This is a genomic window from Lactobacillus sp. ESL0681 (genome assembly GCF_029392835.1).
GTDB lineage: Bacteria > Bacillota > Bacilli > Lactobacillales > Lactobacillaceae > Lactobacillus.
Genome location: NZ_CP113943.1, coordinates 88,434 through 113,842, shown reverse-complemented (window position 1 = coordinate 113,842; position 25,409 = coordinate 88,434). Strand labels below are relative to the sequence as shown.

Below are 25,409 nucleotides of genomic sequence, written 5' to 3'. Positions count from 1 at the left end.
AGTGTACAATAATCATGTTGTTATTATTATTTTGAAGGGAATTTTGATTTTATGATTGAATCACAACAAAAGTCCAAAAAAATGATGTGGACTACCTTGGCAATGATGTCCTTCTCCACTGTTTGGAGTTTTGGTAATGTTGTCAATGGTTTTGTTTATTTTGATGGCACTAAAGTCATCTTCAGTTGGCTTATCGTCTTTTTACTATTCTTCGTACCTTATGCGCTAATGGTTGGCGAACTAGGTTCTGTTTTTAAGGATTCTGAAGGTGGCGTTTCCTCTTGGGTCAATGCGACTATGGGACCCAAATGGGCATATTATACCGGTTGGACTTTCTGGGCTGTGCGAGTTGTTTATATCTCAAGTAAAGGTACCACGGGTCTTCGCGGCATGTCATGGGGAATTTTCGGCAATACCACTTGGTATGACAGCTTGCCAACTGCCTGGACTCAACTAGCTACCTTGGCCGTCTTTTTGTTTTTCTGTTGGCTGGCAAGCCGCGGCGTTTCTGTGATTAAGACTTTTTCAACTATTGCAGGTGCCGCAATGTTTGCGATGTCCATCTTATTCATTATTATGATGTTTGCGGCGCCATTAATTAATCCACATGCCAATTATTTAAATATTAGTTGGAATTGGAAAAACTTTCTACCAACTTTTAATGTTAAGTACTTTTCTTCTTTATCAATTTTGATTTTTGCGGTTGGCGGTGCAGAAAATATTTCACCTTATGTCAACAAATTAAAAAATCCATCATCCAATTTTCCTAAAGCAATGATCAGTCTAGCCATTATGGTAATGGTTTCTGCCATTTTAGGAACAATTGCAATGGCCATGATGTTTGACCCTAAAGTCGTAAATGCTCATTTAAACGAATATATTTCAAATGGGCCCTACATGGCATTTGACAAGCTGGGTAAATATTATGGCGTTGGTGGATTATTCATGTACATTTACGCTTGGTGTAATGTTATCGGTCAATTCTCAACCCTAGTTATCAGTATTGATGCACCGCTACGCATGCTTTTAGGAAGCAAGGAAGCTAAAGACTACATCCCTAAGAAACTCCTCAAGCTTAACAAGCACGGTGCCTACATCAATGGTATTTGGCTAATCGTTGCCTTATCTGGTGGCCTAATTTTGGTACAAGCGTTAATGCCTGATGCCCAAGCAATTATGGCTCAATTGATCAAATTAAATTCAATTATTATGCCGATGCGTTATCTATGGATTTTCGTCGCCTACATCGCTTTGCGTAAGCAAGCTAAAAAGTTCAAAACTAACGAAAGCTATCAAATGACTAAGCATCAAGGCTTGGCCTACACTGCTGGAGTTTGGTGCTTTATCGTGACCGCGGCTTGTTGTTTATTAGGAGTTTATTCGAATGATCCTGCCACTTTGGCACTAAATATTGCTACACCAGTTGTTTTATTCTTGCTAGGAATGATCTTACCAACCATTCGAAAACATCAAAAATAATTTACTAGCTATAATTAAAGATTAAAAAAGCCGCTTGCAAAAGGCGGTTTTTTTCTGCTAAATAATGCTAAAATAAACTAAAATGCGCAAAAGGAGCTGATAATTTTGCAAGCAGACTATGAAGCGCAAGCACACAATTTATTACGCAAACATCATTTAAAAGTAACCAAGCCACGCTGTAAAATCCTAGTTTATTTGATGACCCATCATAATCATCCCACAGCAGCTACGATTTATCAGGCAATCGGCAATGGTCATTCAACTTATCGAGCAACCGTTTATAATACCCTCAAAAAATTGGTTGACGCCGGAATTATTATTGAGGTCAAAAATGGTGATAATTCTTCTCATTATGATTATTTTGTCAAACCACATTTTCATATCATTTGTATGCAATGTGGCAAGATTGCCGATGTGGTTTATCCTAATTTTGCCCAAATTGAGAACGAAATGCGCCAAGAAGCTGAACAACAAACTGGCTTTGTTACGTCAACTAGTCATCTAGAAATCTTCGGTCTGTGTACTGACTGCCAACAAAAAGTGCAAAAAAATAAGAGCTAATCAGCTCTTATTTTTATTTTAATCAATATCCATACTTACTAACAATTCTGCTCGTTGAGCTAAATTGACATATAAGCGATTATTAGCTACTGACATTCCTTCAATTTCACGACCAGTATTAAATTGGTAAGCCTGTTTCATTTGGCCGCTACGTCCAATCTTAAAAATCAGATCATTAAAGGCCAAGTAATAATTCTTGTGGCCTGGGTCATAAGTAAATCCTTGTACTGGCGCTCCGTTATTGACAAAGTTGCCATCCGTTTTACCAACTAATTCTGGATACCAGTTGTCACCGGTACGTTTAAATTCCCAATATTCGTAGCAGTTGTTAGCTTCGTCATGGTAAACCATGTACATATCTTTATCTGAAACAACTACCCCATTTTGGAAATAGCGTGGCTTAGAATCATCGCCAACCCAAGCCTTGAACGTCCAAATTTTATTAATTTGCATATCACTCTTGCGAATTTGAATTAGCTCGTTGGCATCAGTACTTTCTTTTTGATCATGATCATTATTGATAATGTAAATATATTTTTTACTATTACCCATTGCTTGACCGTGACCAATTGGAATATACGGACTAACTTTAACATGCTTAACATAATTATTGAATTTCTTTTGTGACATATCAAGTAAATGCTGCGCATTATACGGATTGGTCAACTTTTGCAAATCATAGCCAACAATATGACCAGACATTAAATTAGTATGACTTAATAAACTGGTATAAGTCCAACCATCATCGGCAACTGTAACTCCTTCAGGAATATGACCAACGCGGTTAATGTTATCATCACTAGGATCCTTAACACTTAACAATACGGGTTGATAAAACCGGGTTTTTAGTGTTAAATCACCGCTAGTCAGCGTCCGTTTTTCGGTTTCAGGCGTATATTCTGTAGGACTGACATAATTAACTGATGAACCATAATGTGTCTTCCAGGCTTGGTAGTCATTAGTCCCCTTTTGTGCCTTTACACTATCAAAGTCGCTTTCGTCAACCATACCTTCTTTAGTACTCTTTCTGACGGTTACTTTGGTGGTTGCTTTAGCTTTACCATAAGAGTAGTTAACCTTATAGGTTTTCGGTTCATCACAAAAAATGCCAGTCTTAGAGATTTGTACTTGACTATTGTCAACTACTGTTCCAGTATCATCAGTTGCATAAGAAATAGCATCGACAGTTGAAAATTCATAATGCTCGTTGCGAACTAAGCTAATCGTCTTTGGCACAGAGATTTTATTTTTGGCAAAATAGTTTTCATTAACATAGCCAACCTGACGACCGTCAACATAAATCCGCCAATAATTATACTTCTTAGTCTTCACTAATTGGTCTGACTGAATATGGTTATAGCGATAATCAATTCCATCAGCTACCTTTTTATGAACCTTACCATTCGACACACTCTGCCAAACCTTATAGTTCTTGTCCCCAGCAACTTTGGTCATCATTGCGTAACCAGTAGTTGTTTGCTTAGGCTGCTTAGTTGTAGTTGTTTGGCTTGAGTTATCCGAACTAGCCCCAGATCCAGCTTCATTTGAACTATCTGAAGCCGGCGACTGCGTAGTGGTCGAATCTGCCATAACTAACGCAGGCCCATAGCCACTTGCGACTACTAGACTTACCATGATGGTCGTGATAATCGTTGCGATTTTTCTAAATTGCTTCAAAACTATTCCTCCGATAATTAATCTTCTCTATTACATTGTAATATAAGAAGCGTGTTACAAAAAATACAAAATTGATACACTTTCATTGACAGTATTTAACGGAAGTGATTTAATTAGCACTGTACTTATTAGAGTGCTAATTATTTTTGAACTTAAATTTTAGGAGGCAAAAAAATGCTAGTACCTACTGTTGTTGAACAAACAGCTCAAGGAGAACGTGCATATGATATTTATTCACGTTTACTAAAAGATCGGATTATTATGTTGAGTGGCGAAGTTAATGATGACATGGCAAACTCAATTATTGCGCAATTACTATTCCTGGATGCACAAGATAATACAAAAGACATTTCGCTTTACATTAATTCTCCTGGTGGTGTAGTAACCTCAGGATTAGCAATCATGGATACGATGAACTTTATCAAGTCAGATGTTTCCACGATTGCGACTGGAATGGCTGCTTCAATGGCCTCACTGCTATTGACTAGTGGTACAAAGGGCAAACGTTTTGCATTGCCAAACGCTACCGTTTTAATTCACCAGCCTTCTGGTGGTGCCCAAGGTCAACAGACTGAAATCCAAATTGCCGCTACGGAAATCTTGAAGACCAGAGAAAAGATTAACCAAATCTTACATGAAACGACTGGTCAACCATTGGAGAAGATCCAACAAGATACTGAACGCGATAATTATTTAAGCGCACAAGAAGCTAAAGATTACGGTTTAATTGACGAAATCATGGTTAACAAGAAAAAATAATTAATTAGATACTAAAAAGGACTCATTTCAAAGTGAGTCCTTTTTATTTGCCCTGCTAGCATCTTAAAAACCATATTATTGTCGTAAATTTTCAGCAATTTCATGAATTCTTTTAAAACGATGATTAACCCCAGATTTAGAAATTGGTCCATCTGCAACTTGCTCGGCCACTTCTTTGAGTGATAATTCTGGATTATCTAGGCGCAAACGCGCTAAATCTTGCAGTTTTTCTGGTAATTCAGTTAAGCCCATTTTTTGCTTAATTAATTCAATATCTTCAACCTGCTTAGCAGCCGCCGTTGCCGTTTTTTTCAAATTAGCAGTATCGCAATTAACTAGCCGATTAACAGAATTACGCATATCCCGCATAATTCGCAAATCTTCAAACGCCAGCATCGCATTTAAGGCTCCGACAATATGCAAAAAATCACCAATTTTTTCAGCTTCCTTGAGATAAACAATGTAGCCATTACGTCTAGGAGTCGTCTTAGCGTTCAAATTAAAATAATGATTCATTAGTTCAAGCAAATCATTGTTGTGATCTTGATAAGCTGAATAAATTTCCAAATGATATCTGCTAGTTTCCGGATTATTGACACTACCACTAGCCAAAAAGGCTCCTCGCAAATATGACATTGAGCCTTCCCTAGACGAAGTAATCCGCTCAGGAATTCTAGTAACTAATTCTGCTTGCGGTGTTAAGATTTCTAAGTTTGATAGGATTTCACGCACGTGATTTTGCAAGCGAACCAAATACTGATTATTCTTTTTTAATTTCATCTTCCGCGAAACAATTAGCAGGGGTTCTACTCGATAAGCAGTCTTAATCAATGAAAAAATATGACGGGCGATCGCCGGGTTTTCAGTAGTAATGTCCAAACTAAACTGGTGGTCGTGAAAGTTTAGCACACCATTCATTCGCAAAAACGCGGCTAATTCTGCTTTCGCATGTTCAGGATTAATCTTAAGCGACGTCAATTCTTTCTTAACTTCACTTGCATAACTTGCCATTATTTGTTAGTTCTCTTTCTACGTGACATCGCCTCAAAAGCCAGTGCAATAATTTCTTTAGCCACTTTTTGACCATCATGAAAGACCAGGCCGCTGCGTTGATCAATGAAATCAGCAGTAATTACTCGACTACCTTGATCACGCAAACCGGCAAAGTCATTTTTAACTGGTTCAAGATAAGCATCATAATCGTCTGGATTAAACTGCGACATGTCAATTGGCGCACCATTGATCAGAGTAGTATCAATGAAGTGCCCACCCAAATGGTGATTAATCACCTTTACATGCTCACTATCAGAAAAATGATCGGTTTCTCCAAGCTGAGTCATAATATTACAAATATAAATTACTTCACCCTTGGTCTGGCGTACGGCTTCACCTAAGTTAGGAATCATTAAATTAGGCAAAATTGACGTAAATAAACTTCCGGGTCCCAAGACAACAGCATCTGCCTGCATAATAGCTGCCAAAACTGGTAAAACAGCCTGTGGTGTCTCATCAGAATTACTATTAGTAACCCAAACTCGCTTAATTCGCTTATCTTTGTCAGTAATTTCTTTTTCTCCAGCCTGTACACTACCATCAACAAACTCAGCATTGAGGGTTAATGGCTCGTTAGAGGCCGGAAAAACATTACCATCAATCTTCATCATCTTAGATAAAGATTGCACTGCCTCAAAAATATTTCCATGCATTTCATTTAAAGCCGCAATGATTAAATTACCAATCGCATGCCCAGAAAAAAAGGAATCTGAAGAATCGAAGCGATATTGAAAAATATCTTTTTCTTCTTGTGGCAAATCACTCAAAGAGACTAAAACATTACGAATGTCACCTGGCGGCACTACATTGATAAAATTCCGGATCGAGCCAGAAGAACCACCATCATCTGAAACAGTCACAATGGCAGTAATTTCAGCATTTTGATCTTTTAATGCATTTAAAATAACCGGCAAGCCAGTACCACCACCAATTACGACCACTTTGGGACGTCTACCCTTAATGACGCGAATTATTTTTTCTTCGCCATAAGTCATATTTTCACCTATTTTCTTGTATAACGGCTAATTTCCTTGTGGGTAACATTAACTGGATAATCTTTAGCTAAATCACGCGCTAATTGCTGTGCAATCGCGACGCTGCGATGTTGGCCACCAGTACACCCAATTGCAATCGTTAATTGTTGCTTACCTTCCTTGATGTAGCCAGGCAATACTGTCTGCAAAAGATCCAAGAATTTTTGATAAAATTCTTTGGTTTCAGGTTTGTCCATAACATAGTTAGCAACCCGTTGATCAAGTCCGGTAAATGGCCGCAACTCTGGCAAATAAAATGGATTGGGCAAAAATCTGACATCCATCACAATATCTGCATCAATTGGTACACCATATTTAAAACCAAATGACATTACTTCAATTGAAAAAGGCTGCTGTTGCTGCTCGCTAAAAGTAGCAATTAATTTTTGCTTCAACTGACTGGCTGACAATTCAGAAGTATCAATAATTTTATTAGCTCGATTTTTAATTGGCGTTAAGATTTGCCGTTCAGCCACTATTCCGTCAAGTAATCCACCCCTACTAACAAGTGGTGGCAAGCGACGTGTTTCCTTATACCGGGCAACCAAGGCGTCGTTAGCAGCATCTAAGAAAAGCGTGGTTACTTGAACTGACGCATTATCTTCCAATGAATTGACGGCATTAATCAAGTCCTTGTAAAAACTCTTCATGCGCAAATCGATTACCACAGCTACTTTAGTAAAATCGTTGGAATTAACCATTAAGTCCCAAAAGCTACTTAGTAAAGTTGGCGGCAAATTATCAACCACAAAATAGCCCATATCTTCTAACGCATGTGAGGCAACAGTTTTACCTGCGCCACTCATCCCTGTAACAATTAATAACTGCTTTTTCTTTTCAGACATTTGCGCTCTCTCCTTCATTTAGATTATAACATACCGGGTGTTTCGTCGTGTCTTTTACAAACAAAATAAAAAAGATCCTGCTTGGGATCTTTTCTAAAATTAATTTAACGATGAGCAAACGCAACTACAATTTCATTAATACCAAACATAAACAACCAGAAAGAAATTAACCAAATTAAGGTTAATGCCGATAAAGCCGGATTGAACATCAAGCCGATCGCCACAAACAAACCTAAAATATTCAAAATCAAACTGATCCAGAAGTAAAAGTTCGACTTATTACGTAAATGACTGGCAAAAACGATTCCTGAAATAGAATCAAACAAAAACCAAATTGCAAACAGGTAAGCAAGTGTTAACCCACCAGCATCATATGAACGCAAGAACAAAATCCCGATTACTATATCTAAAATACCGGAGACAATCGCAACCCAGCCAAAAGAGATAAAGTTATGAAATCTACTGTAAAAGACTAGCCAGACAAAACCTTGTAAAATTGACAAGATGGCAAATAGTAATACGAACGCCTTAAGAGCTTTACCTGGGTGACCAACTAAAAACATCCCAGCGATAATCATTAACACTCCAGCAACCAGTGCTCCCCAATCAAAGCCACGTGGCTGATCATAATTAGAATAATTATTCATTTTAATTTAGACCTCCTTGGTGCTAATTGTACACTCTTTAGTAATAAACTTATGCTTATTTGTTTTGCTTAGCCTTTTTGGTTAATATCGTATCACGTTCTAAAACTGGTTTTAAATATTGTCCGGTATAACTTTGCTTATTTTCAACTAACTGCTCAGGCGTCCCAGTAGCAACAACTTCGCCACCACCTTCTCCGCCCTCTGGACCAAGATCGATTAGCCAATCAGCGTTCTTAATTACATCGAGATTATGTTCAATAATCAAAACAGTATTCCCCTGATCGACTAAACGCTGCAAAACTTCCAACAGTCGCTTAATATCATCGGTATGCAAGCCGGTTGTTGGCTCATCTAAGATATAAAAGTTTTTCCCAGTTGAAATTTTTTGCAACTCGGCTGCTAATTTCATCCTTTGGGCTTCTCCACCAGAAAGGGTCGTTGCAGATTGTCCCAATTTAACGTAGCCTAAGCCAACATCAACAATTGTCTGCAACTTTCGCGCAATCTTCGGAATTTTATCAAAGAACTCACAAGCCTCACTAATCGTCATATCAAGCACTTGGGCAATATTATGCTTACGGTACGTAACCTCTAAAGTTTCTGAATTATAGCGACTACCATGACATACTTCACAGGGCACATACACATCCGGCAAAAAATTCATCTCAATCTTGATAATTCCATCACCGTGACATGCTTCGCAGCGACCGCCTTTAACATTAAAAGAAAACCGTGCTTTAGTATAACCGCGCAATTTTGCCTCATTAGTTTGTGCAAAAAGTGCTCGAATATCATCAAACACACTAGTATAAGTAGCTGGGTTACTGCGTGGCGTACGACCAATCGGGCTCTGATCAATATCAATAATCTTTTCGATATTTTTATAGCCACTAATGCTACCGTACTTACCAGGTTTAGTCTGATTTCGGTTTAACTTTTGAGCAAGCACTCGTTTTAAAATAGTATTAACCAAAGTAGACTTACCAGAACCTGACACACCAGTTACCACCACTAATTTACCTAAAGGAAATGCTACCTTAATATTCTTTAGATTATTTTCCTTAGCCCCAGTTATTGTGATTTTCTTACCATTGCCATTGCGACGCTCAAGCGGCACCGGTACAAACTTTTTACCAGCTAAATACTGACCTGTCAACGATTTGGGGTTATGTTCCACCTCTTGCGGTGTACCAGCAGCCATTACTTTGCCGCCATAACTCCCTGCTCCAGGGCCCATGTCAATTAGATAATCTGCTTGGCGCATAGTCTCATCATCATGCTCCACTACAATTAGCGAATTGCCTAAATCACGCATCTTTTTTAGCGCCGCGATCAGACGATCATTATCACGCTGATGCAAGCCAATTGATGGTTCATCAAGAACATACATGACTCCTGACAAGTTAGAGCCGATCTGAGTTGCCAAACGAATTCTTTGTGCCTCACCACCAGATAAGGTATTAGCCGACCGCGATAAAGTTAAATAGTCAAGCCCTACACTGCTCAAAAAAGCTAACCGATCACAAACTTCTTTCAAAATCGGTTTAGCAATCGCGCTTTCTTGCTTATCTAGTTTAACTTCTTTAAAAAAATCTAACGCATAATTAATTGCTAATTCAGAAGCTTCCGCAATATCCTTGCCCATCACCTTAACAGCAAGTGCCTTAGAATTCAGACGCTTCCCATGACAAGTTGTACAAGTTAGCTCGGTCATATACTTGCCCATGACATCGCGCATAAACTTAGACATTGGATGTTGATACCGCCGTTCAACATTATCCATTACTCCCTCAAAAGCAGCAGTAGTGTCATTAACGCCAAAGTCGCCAGTTACATGGAACTTAATCTTTTTGTCTGAACCATACAAAATAGTTTCTTTTTGTTTTTTAGTTAACTTTTTAAACGGTTTATCAAGCGGAATTTTCAGCGCTGCACAAGCTTGTTCAAGCATTTGCGTATAATACTTAGAATTTTTCCAAGGTGCTAATGCTCCTTCAGCTAAGGTTTTACCATCGTCAGGAATTACCAAATCTTGATCAACGGAAAGCTTTACTCCTAAACCATCACAGTCTGGACAAGCTCCAAATGGTGCATTAAAAGAAAATAACCGCGGTTCCATTTCACCAACAGTAAAACCACATTTTGGACAAGCATAATCTTCAGAAAAATTAAGGGTTTCACCGTCAATAATATCGACATTCATATAGCCATCTGACAGTCTCAGCGCTGCTTCAACAGAATCAAATAATCGTGAACGAATGCCTTCCTTAACCACTAACCGATCAACTACAATATCAATTGTGTGCCGCTTATTCTTAGCCAAAGTAAACTCTTCGTCTATTTCATGCATTTCACCATCGACAATTACTCGTACATAACCTGACCGCTGTACCCGCTTAAAAACGTCTTTATGCTCGCCTCTCTTAGCACGTACTACTGGCGCCAAAAGTTGAATACGAGTTCGCTCAGGCAAAGCAAGAATTCGATCCACCATTTGCTCTACTGATTGACGTTCAATTAGTGTTCCATCATTAGGACAAACTGGGTGCCCAACTCTAGCCCAAAGCAGACGCAGATAATCATTGATTTCTGTCACTGTACCAACCGTTGAGCGCGGATTATGAGAAGTCGTTTTTTGATCAATTGAAATTGCAGGATTTAGCCCATCGATCGCATCAACATCCGGCTTGTCCATCTGGCCTAAAAATTGCCGTGCATAACTTGACAATGATTGTACATAGCGTCTGCGTCCTTCAGCGTATAAGGTATCAAAAGCTAGCGAACTTTTACCAGAACCAGACAGTCCTGTAATAACTACCAATTTATCCTTTGGAATTGTCAAACTAATGTCTTTTAAATTATGCTCACGCGCTCCGCGAACAACAATTTTATCGTTTACCATTTAATGTTTTTCCCTTTTTCTTAATCGGCTTTCTACTCGAAGATTCCAATTCCATGATCGCATCCCGTAAATTAGCGGCTCCTTCAAAGTCAAGCTTCTTAGCAGCCTCCTGCATTTGCTTACGCAAATCTTTAATCATAGTCTGCTTTTGCTTAGCAGTTAACTCATCAAAGTTTAAATCAGCAAAACTATCACCAGAATCAGCATCATCACTTACCTTAGTTGCCGAAATCATTTCTCTAATCGGCTTAACAATCGTCTTAGGTTGCATATGGTGCTCTTCATTAAAAGCTTCTTGTCGTTTACGCCGACTTTGGGTCGCGTCAATTGCTTCACGCATCGAATCAGTAATCGTATCTGCATACATAATTACTTCGCCATTAGCATTTCGCGAAGCTCGTCCCATAATCTGCACCAAAGGACGGTATGCTCTTAAAAAGCCCTCTTTATCGGCATCCAGAATTGCAACTAGTGACACCTCAGGAACGTCGATCCCTTCACGCAACAAGTTAATACCAATTAAAACATCATATTTACCCAAACGTAAATCACGTAAAATTTGGGTTCTTTCTAACGTCTTAACGTCCGAATGCAAATATTGAACTTTAATCCCTAAATCTTTGAGATAATCAGTTAGATCTTCCGCCATTTTTTTAGTTAAGGTGGTCACAAAGACCCGTTCATTACGTTCAATTCGCTTATTAATCTCGCCAACAAGGTCATCAATTTGGCCATCAATCGGTCTAACCTCAATCTTGGGATCAAGCAACCCTGTTGGCCTAATAATTTGTTCAACCTTATGATCTGTATGCTCCAATTCATACTCTCCTGGAGTAGCTGAAACATATAAAATTTGCTTAACAAATTTTTCAAATTCCGCTAATTTCAATGGACGATTATCTAACGCTGATGGTAAGCGAAAACCATAATCAATTAGAGTCTGTTTACGATTGCGGTCGCCATTATACATTGCTCGAATTTCCGGCATAGTCGCATGAGACTCATCTATCAAAATCAAAAAGTCATCAGGAAAGAAATCCAGTAAGGTATATGGTGGCTCACCTTCTTTACGGCCTTCCATATGTCGAGAATAGTTCTCGATTCCACTAGTAAAGCCAACCTCGTCCATCATCTCCATATCATAGGTAGTACGTTGTTTAATCCGTTCAGCCTCTAATAACTTACCTTGACCTTCAAATTCTTTTACCTGGACATTCATTTCCTCAGAGATTAGCTTTAGAGCTCGCTGCATCTGTTCATCATTGGTCATAAAGTGGGTTGCCGGAAATAGCGAAATACTTTCCCGCTCACCCATGATTTCACCGGTTAAAGAATCAATTTCAACAATTCGATCAATTTCATCGCCAAAAAATTCAATGCGATATGCTCGACTTGAGTTACCTGCTGGGAAAATTTCTACGACATCGCCGCGTACCCGGAAACGTCCTCTTTGAAAATCGATATCATTGCGATCATATTGCAAATTAACTAAATCACGCAACAAGGTATTACGATCATATTCTTCACCTTCATGAACAGTGATCACACTTGCCGCATATTCATGAGGATCACCCAAGCCGTAAATACAAGATACGGAAGCCACAACAATTACATCATTGCGTTCCATCAGATCACTAGTAGCTTGATGACGAAGCTGGTCAATTTCATCATTAATTGCTGAATCTTTTTCAATGTAAGTGTCAGATTGTGGCACATAAGCTTCAGGTTGATAGTAATCATAGTAAGAAACAAAATAATCGACAGCATTATTGGGGAAAAATTCTTTGAACTCTCCATATAGTTGCCCTACCAGCGTTTTGTTATGAGTAATTACTAGGGTCGGCTTGTTTAATTTGGCAATAATATTAGCCATCGTGAAAGTTTTTCCAGTTCCAGTAGCTCCTTCAAGAATTTGTTCATGATAACCCTTTTTAAAGCCCGCGGTTAACTGATCAATCGCCTGTTGCTGATCTCCTGCTGGTTTAAACTTGGATACTAAATCAAATTTACGTTTTTCTTGTCGTTTTATCATTGAAAGACTCCTCGTAAAAAAGTTGGACCAAAGTCCAACCTTTATTTGATGTTTACTATTTTACTCTTTCGAACATTTTTTCGCACGCTCTTTAACTTATTTTAACAGGTCTGCTAGAGCAGTTTGGTATTTAGTCGCCACAGTTTGGGCAGTTGCAATGTCTGGCTGATTCACACCAACATATGCTTTAATTACTGGTTCAGTACCTGATGGTCGCAATGCTAGCCAAGTTTCATCTGCTAGGAAATATTTAAGAACATTTGCCTTAGGTAAATCGTTCATGGCCGCTTTTCCAGTTGTAGTCGTTTCTTCCTGTAACCAGAAATCTTGTGTCTTAATAACTTTAACGCCATTTATTTCAGTTAAACCCTCGCCACGTAATTTGGTCATTAGGTCAGCCATTTTCTGTTGCCCACCAATCCCCGGCATTTCGATTGCTCTAGTAATTTCGTAAGAAGTACCGTACTTTTGCCAAATTTCTTGTAAACCGTCTAACACGCTCATGTCACGTGAAGCATAATATGAAGCAACTTCCGCAAACATCAAGGCTCCCTGCATAGCATCCTTATCACGCGCAAATGGCTTAAACAAATAACCATAACTTTCTTCAAAGCCCATTAAAAATTTGCCATCGTTAGCTTTGTTCATACGATCGATTTCTTCACCAATAAATTTAAAACCAGTTAACACTGCCTTGGTTTGAATCCCAAAATCTTGTGCAATTTTAAGTGGCATCTGACTAGATACAATTGAAGTAATCAACTCATAATCAGCAGTTAGCTGACTATTCTGCTTGAGGTTATTTAACAAATAATAGACCATTAACGTGGCAATTTGGTTACCAGTTAAAACTTGAAAATCGCCATTTTGGGTCCTGACACAAGCACCCATCCGATCTGCATCAGGATCAGTCGCAATGATTAAATCAGCATTTTTTTCATTAGCTAAAGCTACCCCTGGATCAAAAACATCGCGATATTCTGGATTCGGTTTTTTAGTAGTTGGAAACTCGGGGTCAATAATTGATTGGCTTACTACAGGAATCACATTTGTGAAGCCATTTTGTCTAAATGCTCGCTCATAAAGCATCTTACCAGTACCGTGTAGTGGTGTATAAACAATGGTTAATTTGTCCGCATTAGCAGCAATTAACTTGGGATTGACATTAACCTGCTTTAACTGGGCTAGGTATGCTTCATCAAGATCTTCGCCGATTAATTGCAGCAAGCCATTGGCACGTAATTCTTCAACTGGAGCAGCCGTAATTTGAAAAATATCTTTAACTGCTTGGGCATGGGCAAAAACTCGTGCAGCATTTTCTGGTCCCATTTGTGCACCATCTGCACCATATACTTTGTACCCATTATATTGCTTGGCATTATGTGAAGCCGTAATATTAATACCAGCAAAAGTTTTTAAATAACGCACGGCATACGACAATTCTGGAGTTGGTCGCAAGTCATCAAACAAATAAACCTGAATTCCATGAGCACCTAAAATTTGAGCAGCTAACTGCGCAAACTCACGAGAATGATAACGAGAATCAAAAGAAATTGCGACTCCACGCCGTTGTGCTGCCTGACCATTTTCATCAATCAAACGAGCCAGCCCTTCAGTTACTCGTCCAATAGTAAACAAGTTGATTCGATTAGTGCCAGGTTCAAGCTTGCCGCGCATCCCAGCAGTCCCAAAGTCAATATCTTGGCCAAAAGCATCTTCGACCCAACTTTCATCTTGACCTAACTCAGTTAATTGCATCCGCAAATAATCTGGCAAGTTTGGCGTCTGTTGCCATTGCTTAAAGCTTTCTTTAGCATTCATCTTCACCATTAACCTCAATTTCTAAAACTTAAATCCTTCTTATTATTCTTATTTTAACATTTATCTTAGTCGCTATCCGCAATAAACAAAAAGAATTCAGCTTCTGACTGAATTCTTTAATTTTTATTTATCATTTAAAGTTTGTAAATAGTTATAGGCTTCTTGACCAGCAATACTGCCATCACCAACCGCATTAGCTATTTGACGTAAATCTTTAGCACGGACATCACCTAGCGCGAATATCCCATCAACCTTGGTCCGCATATGTTCATCAGTTGGAATCCAACCCTTGTCATCTGTTACACCGAGTTCTTTAAAAGGTGCAGTTTGTGGAATAACTCCCACATAAATGAAAACGCCGCGAACAGCTAGCTGTTTTTCTTCGCCAGTAGCTTTGTCCTTGTAAGTTACACTAGTAACCTTTTGCTCATCACCGTCAATTGACTCAGTTTGGGCATTCCAGATAAAATTCATCTTTTCATTGGCAAAAGCCCGTTTTTGTAAAGTAGGCTGCGCCCGTAATTGATCACGGCGATGAATCACAGTTACCGACTTAGCAGATTGAGCCAAATAAATGCCCTCTTCTATTGCCGAATCACCGCCGCCAACGACAGCGATATCTTCATCCTTAAAAAAGGCCGCATCACAAACCGCACAGTAAGAAACACCTTTACCAGAATATTCATCCTCACCAGGTACATTCAAATGGCGGTGATCAGCACCTGTGGCAATAATTAATGCAGGAGCTTCATATTCACCAGTATCAGTTTTGACAAGCTTATTGTCACCATCTAGAGCAACCGATTGAACATCACCATACGCAAATTCAGCACCAAATTTCATTACTGAATTATACATTTTTTCGCCAAGCTCTGGTCCCTTAATTTCGCTAAAACCTGGATAATTATCAATTGCATCAGTATTGTTCATCTGACCACCATATAATCCGCGGTCAAGCAATAGTACCGACAAGTTAGCCCGTGACGCATATAAAGCAGCAGTTAGTCCGCCAGGTCCTGCACCAATAATGATTACATCGTATTTTTTGGTCATACTTTCACCTCAAGTAGTTTCTTATTTTTAGTAAGTAAATAGTACAACACAAAATAGTTAAAGTCTAATTTCCTGTTTGGGACTTCTACCCATCATTTGCTCAATTTCGTCATCAACGCTGGTATTTTCGTATAAAACTCGGTAAACTGCCTCACTAATTGGCATATCAATTTGTTTGTCAGTACACAATTCATGCACAGCTTTAACAGTAGTGGCACCTTCAATTACTTGTCCCATATTGTTAACAATATCATTAAAGCTCTTGCCTTCACCAAGTTGCTTGCCACATCGCCAGTTACGTGAATTGACCGACGTACAGGTCACAATTAAGTCACCAATACCAGCCAGCCCGCTAAAAGTTAGCGGCTTAGCACCAAAATAATTAACACCTAAACGGGTTATTTCGGCTAATCCACGGGTCATCAAGGCTGCCTTAGCATCATCACCATAATTTTTCCCAGCTAAAATTCCAGCAGCAATTGCAATGACATTCTTAACGGCACCAGCTACTTCAACCCCAACTAAATCATCATTGGTATAAAACCGAACGTAATCATTAGATAGTAGCTCTTGCACAGTTTGCGCATTTTTCATACTAGTTGACGCACAGGCAATAGCAGTCAAATCTTTTTGAGCAACATTTTCTGCATGGCTTGGACCAGAAATTGCCACGATTTGATCGGGATTGTCTGGGTAAACTTCCTCAGTCAAAATCTCCGAAATCAATTTTTTAGTTTGTGGCTCAATTCCTTTGGTAGCAGTAATTAAAAGCGGCTTTTGACCCGTTTGCTCTAAAATTGTACGGACATTTTTAGCAACACTGCGAATGGCACTAGTCGGTAAAACAAACAACACATATTGGGCGCTTTCTAGTGCTACCGCCAAATCGCTAGTTGCTTTAGCTGTTGCATTTACCTGCCAGTTCTTCATATAGTGTTCATTGGTATGTCGCTCGTTAATCTCTTGGTTTACCCGCTCATCAATTCCATATAACACAACCTGATTACCCTTATCAGCTAGCATCGACCCTAAGACTGTTCCCCAAGAACCTGCTCCTAAAACTGCAATTTTTGTCATTTTCTTCCTGACTTTCTCTAAATACCTTATTTAATCTCTAGTATACGGATATTTCAATCCACTACCATCAAGATACCACTTAGGCTTAACCTTCATTCTACGATAAATAAACATCCCTAAAGCAGCAACCAACATAATGACACTTACTAATTGTGAAACCCGAATTGTTCCAGCTAAATATAAACTGTCGGTTCTAAGTCCTTCAACGAAGAACCGGACAATTGCATACCAGGCTACGTAAAGCATGAAAACTTCACCTTGCTTAAACAGGTGATGACGATGCCGTAAAACTAAGATCAAGATTAATCCGATCAAATTAAAAAATGATTCGTACAAAAAAGTGGGCTGATAATAAGTACCACCAATCTTCATCTGTCCAATAATAAATTGTGGCAAATGCAAACTTTGCAAAAAGTGTAGCGTAGTTGGCCCACCATGCGCCTCTTGATTAATAAAGTTTCCCCAACGGCCAACTATTTGTGCAGCCATTACCCCTGGAGTAATCACGTCTAGCATTAAGAATGGTGGCAATAGCCGTCGATAGCAAAAAATTAGTAACACTATCAAGCCGACAATTAACCCACCATAAATGGCAATTCCACCATTCCAAATAGCAATAATTTGATCCGGATGCTTAGCATAATACGGCCATTCAAAAATCACATAATAGATACGTGCACCAACATAACCTAACGGAACCGCCCAAAGCAATAGATCGATAAAATCATCACTGGCAATCTGCCTTTTTTGGCCTTCAATAATTGCCATTGACACAGCCAAAACAATTGCCACAGCCATGATAATTCCGTACCATCTGACACTTAGGCCACCAAGATTAAAAGCAACCGGATTAATTGTTAAACTCATTTATCTTCATCCTTTATTGTGTCCTGCCTGGAATTATCAGCAATTAAAGCTGTTAAATTATCATCAAATGTCTGTGTGGCATCATAACCCATTTTTTTTGCTCTAAAATTCATTGTGGCAATTTCAATAATATCTTCCATATTGCGTCCAACCTTAACTGGAATCGTAATTTGTGGCACTTCAACATTGCAGATATTACGTTTACTTTCCTCAAATCCTAAACGATCGTAGTTAACCTTGTTGTCCCAATTAACTAGCTTAATTACCAATCGAATATTTGAGCGATTTTTAACTGCACCAACACCAAACAAATCCATCACGTTAATTATCCCAATTCCACGAATTTCCATTAAATGTTTTAAAATTAGCGGTGCTTCACCCATCACAGTTTCAACATCTTTCTGGTAAACATCAACCCGATCATCAGCAATTAGCCGATGTCCGCGATGAATCAGTCCTAAAGCAGTTTCAGATTTACCAACACCAGAATCACCAGTTAACAAGACACCTAATCCTTTAACTTCAATTAGCACTCCATGAATAGTATCGCGAACTGCCAAACGTTCACGCAAATATTCGGTTAAAATACTTGAAACATAAGTTGTTGACTCAGATGACGTTAAAATAGGAATTTGCGCTTGCTCGGCTGCTACTTTTAATTCCGACGGAATTGGCAATGATCGAGAAATCACAAAGCACGGAGTTTCGGGTGTACATAACTTAGTGAATACATGTGTTAAACTTTCATGATCTAAGCGTGCAGCATAGGAGATTTCCGTGCGGCCTAACAACTGTATGCGTTGTTTAGGATAAAAATCAAAATAACCAGTTAATTCTAGACCTGGACGATAAATGTCAGATACTACCAATGTTTTGTTTGCTATATTCTCAATACCTTGAGCAACTTGGATAATTTTATTATCGCGTAGCAAATTTTTTAATTTAATTGCTTTAGTCATCTCGACTCGCCCTTCTTAATTAATCATCAACATCTTTAGTTTTAACATTACGAGCCTGCTTGCGTTTAGTACGTGTACTTCGCTTCTCTTGCCAAGTAGTATAAGCTGAGCTACGTGGCCGAGCAGTACTTGGACGATTCTTTTTACTAAAATGTCTAATTAACCAAATGATTAACGCGACAATTAATAAAATTGGTAAAAACATAAAAAAGATATGAAAGACCATGGAAAGTAGCCCCATAACTAATACAGCTAATACTATCAAACCAATTATTCCCCAAAAACTCATTTTTCCACCTATTCTGGATTTTCTTTGCTAAGCAACCATTGCAAATATGCATAAACAAAATTTTGTAACTTTCCATCCATTACACCACTTGTATCTGCAGTTTCATAGCCTGTTCGCAAATCTTTAACTAAATTATAAGGATGAAATACATAAGAACGGATTTGTGAACCCCAGCCGTTTTCCATTTGGTCACCCTTAAGTTCTTGTTTGTGTTGCCGTTTTTTTTCTTCTTCTAAATGAAATAATTTGGCACGTAATTCATTTAGTGCCGTTTCACGATTTTGAATCTGCGAGCGTTGCGCTTGCGAAGTTGCAACAATTTTGGTTGGCAAGTGGGTAATGCGGACAGCACTCGAAGTTTTATTAATGTGCTGACCACCGGCACCACTAGAACGATAGACATCGATTCTTAAATCTTTAGGATCAAGATCAATTTTAATACTATCATCAATTTCAGGAATTACCTCAACTGAAGCAAAAGAAGTGTGCCTCCTTTTAGCAGAATCGAATGGAGAAATCCGTACCAACCGGTGCACGCCATTTTCCGATTTAAGCATACCATAAGCATTTTTACCGACAATCCGAGCGCTCAGACTTTTTAGTCCAGCTTCTTCACCAGGCTCATAATTATTAATAATAAATTTAAAGCCCTGCATTTCAGCATACCGCTGATACATTCTCAGTAGCATCTGCCCCCAATCCATTGCCTCGGTCCCGCCGGCACCAGGGTGAATTTCTAACAAGGCATTATGATCATCATATTGCGCAGACAATAAAAGTGCCATTTCATAATCGTGAAACTTGGCTTGCAAATCAGCGAGGTCATGTTCAACCTCTGACTGCAAATCTGCATCAGGCTCTTCACGTAGCAGTTCTAAAGCAGTTGCCTCATCTTCATAAGCCTTGTCCAATGCTAAAAATGAGTCACGCTTTTCCTTTAAACGATTATTTTCAGAAATTAACTTTTGGGCTTTAGATTGATCTTGCCAAAAATCAGGTTCCTGCATTTGGGCTTCATTGAGTGCAATACTTTCAGTAATTGATTCTAGGTCAAAGAGACCCCCTAAAGTGCGCCAAACGGTCAGCCAGTTTAGCTAATACACTTTGTATTTCACTAATTTCCATTAATATTTTCTCCTAAATTTTATTAATAAAAAAGAGAAAGCATGCAGCTTTCTCCTTCCATCTTAACTTATTCACGACTAAGATTTCGTCTGATTTCAGCTTTCATGAATAGGCGAGTTACGTCGAACTCAATATTTGAAATCATTTCTTCAAACATATTATAACCAGAATCTTGATATTCAACTAATGGGTTAAGTTGACCGTAACCACGCAAACCAATTGACTGACGCAATTGATCCATTGCATCAATATGATCAGTCCAACGATCATCAACTACTCGCAAAATAACTACTTTTTCAAATTCTAGCATATCAGCTGGATCAGCCAAAACACTTTCCTTATCTTTAAAGTTATCGTCAACTACCTCGTACAGTTTTTCTTTTAATTCAGGAACAGTAATTGTCTTGAAATCAATTGAATCTGCAGTTTCTTCTGTGGCAATACTCGAAACAATGAAATCGCGCAGTGAATCAAGCCGCCACTTACTACGATCGCCTTGCGTAAACATATCAACTTGACTGTTAATCGTACGCTTAATCATTGCTACCAAAATATCTTTAAGCGAGTCTTGCTCGCCAATAACTTGCATCCGCTCGCCATAAATAATTTCACGTTGCATCCGCATAACGTCATCGTATTGCAAAGTCTGCTTACGCGTATCATAATTATTACCTTCAACCCGCTTTTGAGCAGATTCAACTTGACGAGTAATCAGCCTGCTTTCAATTACCTTATCATCATCATTATCTGAAAGCCGATCCAAGAAGTCTTTAACTCGATCTCCTCCGAAACGCTTCATCAAATCATCTTCCAGAGACAAATAGAACCGAGTAACTCCAGGATCTCCTTGTCTACCAGAACGACCACGCAATTGATTATCAATTCGCCGAGATTCATGACGTTCAGTTCCGATAACGGCTAAACCGCCAATTTCTTTAACCCCAGGCCCTAGCTTAATATCAGTACCACGACCTGCCATGTTAGTAGCAATCGTAACAGCACCACGTTGTCCAGCATTCATAATAATTTGTGCTTCTTTAGCGTGGTTTTTAGCATTTAAGACAGCATGGGGAATATGCTCCTGATCAAGCAGTTTACTTAATCTTTCCGAACTTTCAACCGCCACTGTACCAACTAAAACTGGCTGTCCCTTAGAGTGACGTTCTTTAATTTCTTCTACCACGGCAGCAAATTTTGAGTCCAAAGTCGGATACAAAATATCTGAGCGATCATTTCTTGCTAATGGACGATTAGTCGGAATCGTAATTACTTGCATATTGTAAATTTCACGAAATTCCTCTTCTTCAGTCTTGGCAGTTCCTGTCATTCCAGACAATTTATTGTACATTCTAAAGAAGTTCTGATAAGTAATCGTTGCCTGAGTCTTAGATTCCTCTTGAATCTTAACTCCTTCTTTGGCTTCAATAGCTTGGTGCAAACCATCTGAATAGCGACGTCCCTTCATTACTCGACCAGTAAATGAGTCAACAATCAAAACTTCGTTGTCTTGCACAACATAATCAATATCTTTAAGCATGATAAAGTTGGCTCTGAGTGCCTGATCGATATGGTGGACTAATTTTTGATTTTCAACATCATACAAATTCTTTAAACCAAAATGCTCACACGCTTTTTGAATTCCCGTTCTTGTCAATGAGATTGTCTTAGTTGGCCAATCTATCTTGTAATCGCCATAATCCTTATCGTCATCGACATCATCGTCACTTTTATCTTCTTTAAGAGTTTTAACAAAACGATCTGCGCGCACATAGTCGCCCGTTGCTTGCTCTGACTCACCAGAAATAATCAACGGCGTTCTTGCCTCATCAATTAAAATTGAGTCAACTTCATCAATAATTGCATAATTGAGCGAACGCTGAACCATTTGTTCTTTATAGACCACCATGTTGTCACGCAAGTAGTCAAAACCTAATTCTGAGTTAGTCGAATAAGTAACATCACATTCATAGGCTTCACGCTTTTCATCTGGTGACATTGCATTGAGATTCAAACCCACAGTTAGACCAAGCCATTTATACAACTGACCCATTTCTTCTTCATCACGGCTTGATAAGTATTCATTAACGGTAACAACGTGCACGCCCTTACTAGTCAGCGCATTTAAATAAACTGGCATGGTAGCTGTCAAAGTCTTACCCTCACCAGTCATCATTTCAGAGATGTTACCAAAATGTAGTGCAATTCCACCTAAAATTTGGACATGAAATGGATATAGACCTAGCACCCGCTTGGCACCTTCTCGTGCTACCGCGAATGCTTCAGGAAGCAGACTATCTAAGTCTGCACCTTTTTGCAAGCGATCACGAAATTCAGGCGTTTTAGCCTGCAACTGTTCATCAGAAAGCTTACTGTATTCATCAGCATAACTTTCAACTTTTGCTGCTGTTTTTTCGAACTTTTTAAGTTCTCGTTTATCGTTATTATATAGTTTCTTTAAAACGTTTACCATTTAATCGATCCTTAATTATATGTAGTCAAGTATAAAAACACATAACAATTTTACCATGATTAGCGCTAAATTAAAATAAAACAAAACAAAGACCTCACAATAATTGTGGGGTCTTTGCTTAAAAGCGCTAATTTTAATTAGTTTCAATCAGACCATAGCGACCATCATTTCGGCGATAGACAACACTTGTGCCATTAGTTTCAGCATCCTGAAAGACAAAGAAGTCATGCTCCAACATATTCATTTGTAAAATGGCTTCTTCTGGACTCATTGGTTTTAACCCAATTTGTTTATTACGGACAATGTCGAATTCGCTAGGAGCTTTTTCTTCTTGAGGTGCTTCAGCAAAAAATTCACTAATCCCTTTTTCCCGACTCTTGCGATTAATCCGCGTCTTATATTTCCTAATCTGTCTTTCCAACTTTTCAGAAACAAAATCGATACTCCGATACATATCATCGGTAGTATCCTCGGCTCTCAATACTAAGTATGGTAGTGGAATCGTTACTTCAACTTTAGCTGTATGATCACGATAGATTTTTAGATTTACGTGAGCAACCATTTCTTGGTTCATATCAAAATATTTTTCCAATTTCTTCAAGCGTTTTTCAACATAACTCCTTAAAGCATCAGTTACCTCGATATTCTCACCACGAACATTATACTTTAACATATGAGACTCTCCTTTCAGACTAGATTAGTCTTTTACTATCTTTATTATAACAAAAAGAGAAAGCGCTCTACAAGTATAATACAGTTAATACCTAAAATATTTTTACTTTGTATTTAAATTAGCGACAAATTGTAAAGCTTTCAATTTTTGCTTGAGGAAAAACTGCCAAAATTGCATCACGCGCATGATATAATGTTCTACCAGTAGTATATATATCGTCTAATAATAATACCTTATGGTGATTAAGATCAGCCTTAGCTTGATCAACTACAGAGAAACTCTGTGGTCTTGCTAAACGTTCTTGACGATTTTTTTCACCTTGCGCCCCAAACCCACCAGTAGTTACTAATAATGGGGTTAATGGCACAACATCTTGATAAATTCCCATAACAGTATCAAATTGCCGTTTTTGTAAATGTTCTGGGGATGTAGGCAAAGGAACATAAAAATCCGCCTTAATTTTAGCTAGTGGCAATGCACACAGCTGTGCCAATGCGAGTCTTAAAACAAAATCACCATACCGCTTATAATTGACCATCAAGTCATGAAAAGCCTGATTATATCGATATAGCGCATAATTACGCAATAATTGATTACCATAGCTTTTTTGCCAAGTTAGACAATCCGTGCAAATCTTAGTACTGGACAATTCAACAGAGCAAATCGGACAAGTAGGTTCGGTTAGTAATCGAAATTTGTTCAAACAATTTGGACAAATACATTGCTTGTTTTGCTGACGCCATGAAAAAACCTGTAGCAAAGAAATCGCTGGAATAAAATCTTGCCCACACAATAAACATTGCTTCATTGATTCATCGCCTTAATCTGTTGCATCGCGCTTTTTAGATTTGCGGTATACTTGCGGTAACAAAATAAAACTAGACCTGTTGGATCTGCTTGAGCACGTCCAACTCTACCAGCAATTTGTACCAAGCTAGAAGCCGTATAGATTTGATCGTCAGCTTCAACCACAATTACCCATACGTGATTGAAGGTCACGCCACGCTCTAAAATCGTAGTGGTTACCAACAACTGTAATTCACCGGCCCGAAACTGTGATACCTTATCAATCCGATTAGCATCTGCTGCATGTACTCCTGCCATAGCAACCTGTTTTAATGCTTGCTCTTGTTTTAAAGCTGCTAAATAAAGTGGTATTTGCTCAATTCGTGGCACAAACAATAGCAATGGATGTCCTGCTTTGATGACATTGATAATTCTTCGCATTAACTTAGGATTAATCCGATTTTTTTGTAAAAAAGGCTGCAAAAATAAGTATTCTTCAGGTACAGGTAAGAGTCCTCCATGAAAGCGACGTTTTAAAGCTAATTTTTTTAATTTCCCCTGTTTAACTTCTGTTAATAAGTCAGGCGTTGGCGTTGCAGTCAAATAGACTCGTAACCCAGTATTTTTCACTGCATTTTTGGCTGCAAAATGTAACTGTGGATCATTAGCATAAGGAAACGAATCTACCTCATCAATTATTAATAAATCAAATGCTTCATAAAATTTAAGTAATTGGTGTGTTGTACAAATCGTTAATTGCTCCAGCCTTGGCTGCTTAAATTCTCGGCCATGATACTTACCAATTGCTATTTCTGCAAATGCTGCTTGAAATCTTGGATATAATTCATTAACTACGTCAATTCGCGGTGTCGCAATGCCTGCTCTCTTACCCTGCTTAATGCACTCAGCAACTAGGGCAAATAGCATTTCTGTTTTACCCGCACCAGTAACAGCATGAACTAAGGTATCTTGACCTTTTCCAAAATTTTCAACTAAATTAGCCGAGATTTTTGCCTGTGCTGCAGTCAACTTACCCTGCCAAGTTAAAACTTGATTTCTTTGCGGAAAAATTGCAGTATTCAAATTGCGCATTAGCCAATCGCCCTCAACTATTCGCCCAATACCAAGACATGCTCGACAATATTTTTTACCATTAGGTAATTGCGCATTTACAAATGCCCCACAGCGATTGCAACAGCTATTTTCAATTGCTGGAATTTTCTTCAAATTAGTTATTGTGCTAAAATCCTCTTGATTACCAATCCATTGGCGACCAGCAAGGAATGCTAAATCCTCCATC

21 protein-coding genes are annotated in these 25,409 nt (G+C 38.6%); 3 read left to right on the top strand and 18 right to left on the bottom strand.

The features are described from left to right. Positions 1 to 51: 51 nt before the first annotated feature. Together OZX59_RS00620 and OZX59_RS00615 are read left to right on the top strand one after the other, a co-directional pair. Positions 52 to 1,479 carry an amino acid permease gene (locus tag OZX59_RS00620; RefSeq protein ID WP_277126216.1) on the top strand — a complete coding sequence of 476 codons (1,428 nt, stop codon included), beginning with the start codon at positions 52 to 54 and terminating at the stop codon, positions 1,477 to 1,479. A gap of 105 nt (positions 1,480 to 1,584) precedes the next feature. Next, positions 1,585 to 2,040, top strand: coding sequence for a Fur family transcriptional regulator (locus OZX59_RS00615; RefSeq protein WP_277126215.1), 456 nt, complete (start codon positions 1,585 to 1,587; stop codon positions 2,038 to 2,040). An 18-nt stretch (positions 2,041 to 2,058) separates the two neighbouring features. On the opposite strand, the gene OZX59_RS00610 is transcribed toward OZX59_RS00615, so the two are convergent. Next, positions 2,059 to 3,717: an SH3-like domain-containing protein gene (locus OZX59_RS00610; protein WP_277126214.1), complete on the bottom strand. Its 1,659-nt coding sequence runs from the start codon at positions 3,715 to 3,717 to the stop codon at positions 2,059 to 2,061. Positions 3,718 to 3,891: 174 nt separating this feature from the next. On the opposite strand from OZX59_RS00610, the gene clpP reads away from it, so the two are divergent. Beyond that, on the top strand, positions 3,892 to 4,476 hold the full coding sequence (clpP, locus tag OZX59_RS00605) for an ATP-dependent Clp endopeptidase proteolytic subunit ClpP (protein WP_277126213.1): 585 nt from the start codon (positions 3,892 to 3,894) through the stop codon (positions 4,474 to 4,476). Positions 4,477 to 4,551: 75 nt separating this feature from the next. On the opposite strand, the gene whiA is transcribed toward clpP, so the two are convergent. The 17 genes from whiA to OZX59_RS00520 all read right to left on the bottom strand — a co-directional run bounded on the left by whiA (position 4,552) and on the right by OZX59_RS00520 (position 25,408). Beyond that, a complete protein-coding gene (gene whiA, locus OZX59_RS00600; RefSeq protein WP_277126212.1) occupies positions 4,552 to 5,487 on the bottom strand; it encodes a DNA-binding protein WhiA in 936 nt (311 codons plus the stop codon). Next, positions 5,487 to 6,524 carry a uridine diphosphate-N-acetylglucosamine-binding protein YvcK gene (gene yvcK / locus OZX59_RS00595; RefSeq protein WP_277126211.1) on the bottom strand — a complete coding sequence of 346 codons (1,038 nt, stop codon included), beginning with the start codon at positions 6,522 to 6,524 and terminating at the stop codon, positions 5,487 to 5,489. Before yvcK ends, whiA begins: the two co-directional genes overlap by 1 nt. A gap of 8 nt (positions 6,525 to 6,532) precedes the next feature. Beyond that, positions 6,533 to 7,408, bottom strand: a complete 876-nt coding sequence (gene rapZ / locus OZX59_RS00590; protein ID WP_277126210.1) for an RNase adapter RapZ — start codon at positions 7,406 to 7,408, stop codon at positions 6,533 to 6,535. Between the two features lie 104 nt (positions 7,409 to 7,512). After that, positions 7,513 to 8,055, bottom strand: coding sequence for a DUF308 domain-containing protein (locus OZX59_RS00585; protein ID WP_277126209.1), 543 nt, complete (start codon positions 8,053 to 8,055; stop codon positions 7,513 to 7,515). A 55-nt stretch (positions 8,056 to 8,110) separates the two neighbouring features. Next, positions 8,111 to 10,957, bottom strand: a complete 2,847-nt coding sequence (gene uvrA, locus OZX59_RS00580; protein WP_277126208.1) for an excinuclease ABC subunit UvrA — start codon at positions 10,955 to 10,957, stop codon at positions 8,111 to 8,113. Beyond that, positions 10,944 to 12,989: an excinuclease ABC subunit UvrB gene (uvrB, locus tag OZX59_RS00575; RefSeq protein ID WP_277126207.1), complete on the bottom strand. Its 2,046-nt coding sequence runs from the start codon at positions 12,987 to 12,989 to the stop codon at positions 10,944 to 10,946. The genes uvrA and uvrB overlap by 14 nt, the downstream gene beginning before the upstream one ends. Positions 12,990 to 13,085: 96 nt before the next feature. Further along, entirely contained in the window at positions 13,086 to 14,810 is a 1,725-nt protein-coding gene (locus tag OZX59_RS00570; RefSeq protein WP_277127024.1) for a phospho-sugar mutase, read from the bottom strand. 123 nt (positions 14,811 to 14,933) lie between these two features. Then, on the bottom strand, positions 14,934 to 15,863 hold the full coding sequence (gene trxB / locus OZX59_RS00565) for a thioredoxin-disulfide reductase (RefSeq protein ID WP_277126206.1): 930 nt from the start codon (positions 15,861 to 15,863) through the stop codon (positions 14,934 to 14,936). 57 nt (positions 15,864 to 15,920) lie between these two features. Continuing rightward, a complete protein-coding gene (locus tag OZX59_RS00560) occupies positions 15,921 to 16,940 on the bottom strand; it encodes an NAD(P)H-dependent glycerol-3-phosphate dehydrogenase (protein WP_277126205.1) in 1,020 nt (339 codons plus the stop codon). 30 nt (positions 16,941 to 16,970) lie between these two features. Beyond that, on the bottom strand, positions 16,971 to 17,807 hold the full coding sequence (lgt, locus tag OZX59_RS00555) for a prolipoprotein diacylglyceryl transferase (RefSeq protein ID WP_277126204.1): 837 nt from the start codon (positions 17,805 to 17,807) through the stop codon (positions 16,971 to 16,973). Continuing rightward, positions 17,804 to 18,766, bottom strand: coding sequence for an HPr(Ser) kinase/phosphatase (gene hprK, locus OZX59_RS00550; RefSeq protein WP_277126203.1), 963 nt, complete (start codon positions 18,764 to 18,766; stop codon positions 17,804 to 17,806). The genes lgt and hprK overlap by 4 nt, the downstream gene beginning before the upstream one ends. 19 nt (positions 18,767 to 18,785) lie before the next feature. Beyond that, on the bottom strand, positions 18,786 to 19,055 hold the full coding sequence (locus OZX59_RS00545) for a hypothetical protein (protein WP_277126202.1): 270 nt from the start codon (positions 19,053 to 19,055) through the stop codon (positions 18,786 to 18,788). Positions 19,056 to 19,063: 8 nt separating this feature from the next. Next, positions 19,064 to 20,180 (bottom strand): peptide chain release factor 2 gene (gene prfB / locus OZX59_RS00540; RefSeq protein WP_277126201.1). Its coding sequence is split into 2 segments (ribosomal slippage): positions 19,064 to 20,107 and positions 20,109 to 20,180, totalling 1,116 coding nucleotides; the frame shifts between segments, so codons are not numbered across the junction. A gap of 67 nt (positions 20,181 to 20,247) precedes the next feature. After that, positions 20,248 to 22,650 (bottom strand): preprotein translocase subunit SecA, encoded by a 2,403-nt coding sequence (gene secA, locus OZX59_RS00535; RefSeq protein WP_277126200.1) that lies wholly within the window; start codon positions 22,648 to 22,650, stop codon positions 20,248 to 20,250. A 133-nt stretch (positions 22,651 to 22,783) separates the two neighbouring features. After that, a complete protein-coding gene (raiA, locus tag OZX59_RS00530; RefSeq protein WP_277126199.1) occupies positions 22,784 to 23,323 on the bottom strand; it encodes a ribosome-associated translation inhibitor RaiA in 540 nt (179 codons plus the stop codon). Between the two features lie 118 nt (positions 23,324 to 23,441). Further along, complete coding sequence (locus tag OZX59_RS00525; RefSeq protein ID WP_277126198.1) at positions 23,442 to 24,131, bottom strand: double zinc ribbon domain-containing protein; 690 nt, start codon at positions 24,129 to 24,131, stop codon at positions 23,442 to 23,444. Then, positions 24,128 to 25,408, bottom strand: coding sequence for a DEAD/DEAH box helicase family protein (locus tag OZX59_RS00520; protein ID WP_277126197.1), 1,281 nt, complete (start codon positions 25,406 to 25,408; stop codon positions 24,128 to 24,130). The genes OZX59_RS00525 and OZX59_RS00520 overlap by 4 nt, the downstream gene beginning before the upstream one ends. Position 25,409: the final 1 nt, after the last annotated feature.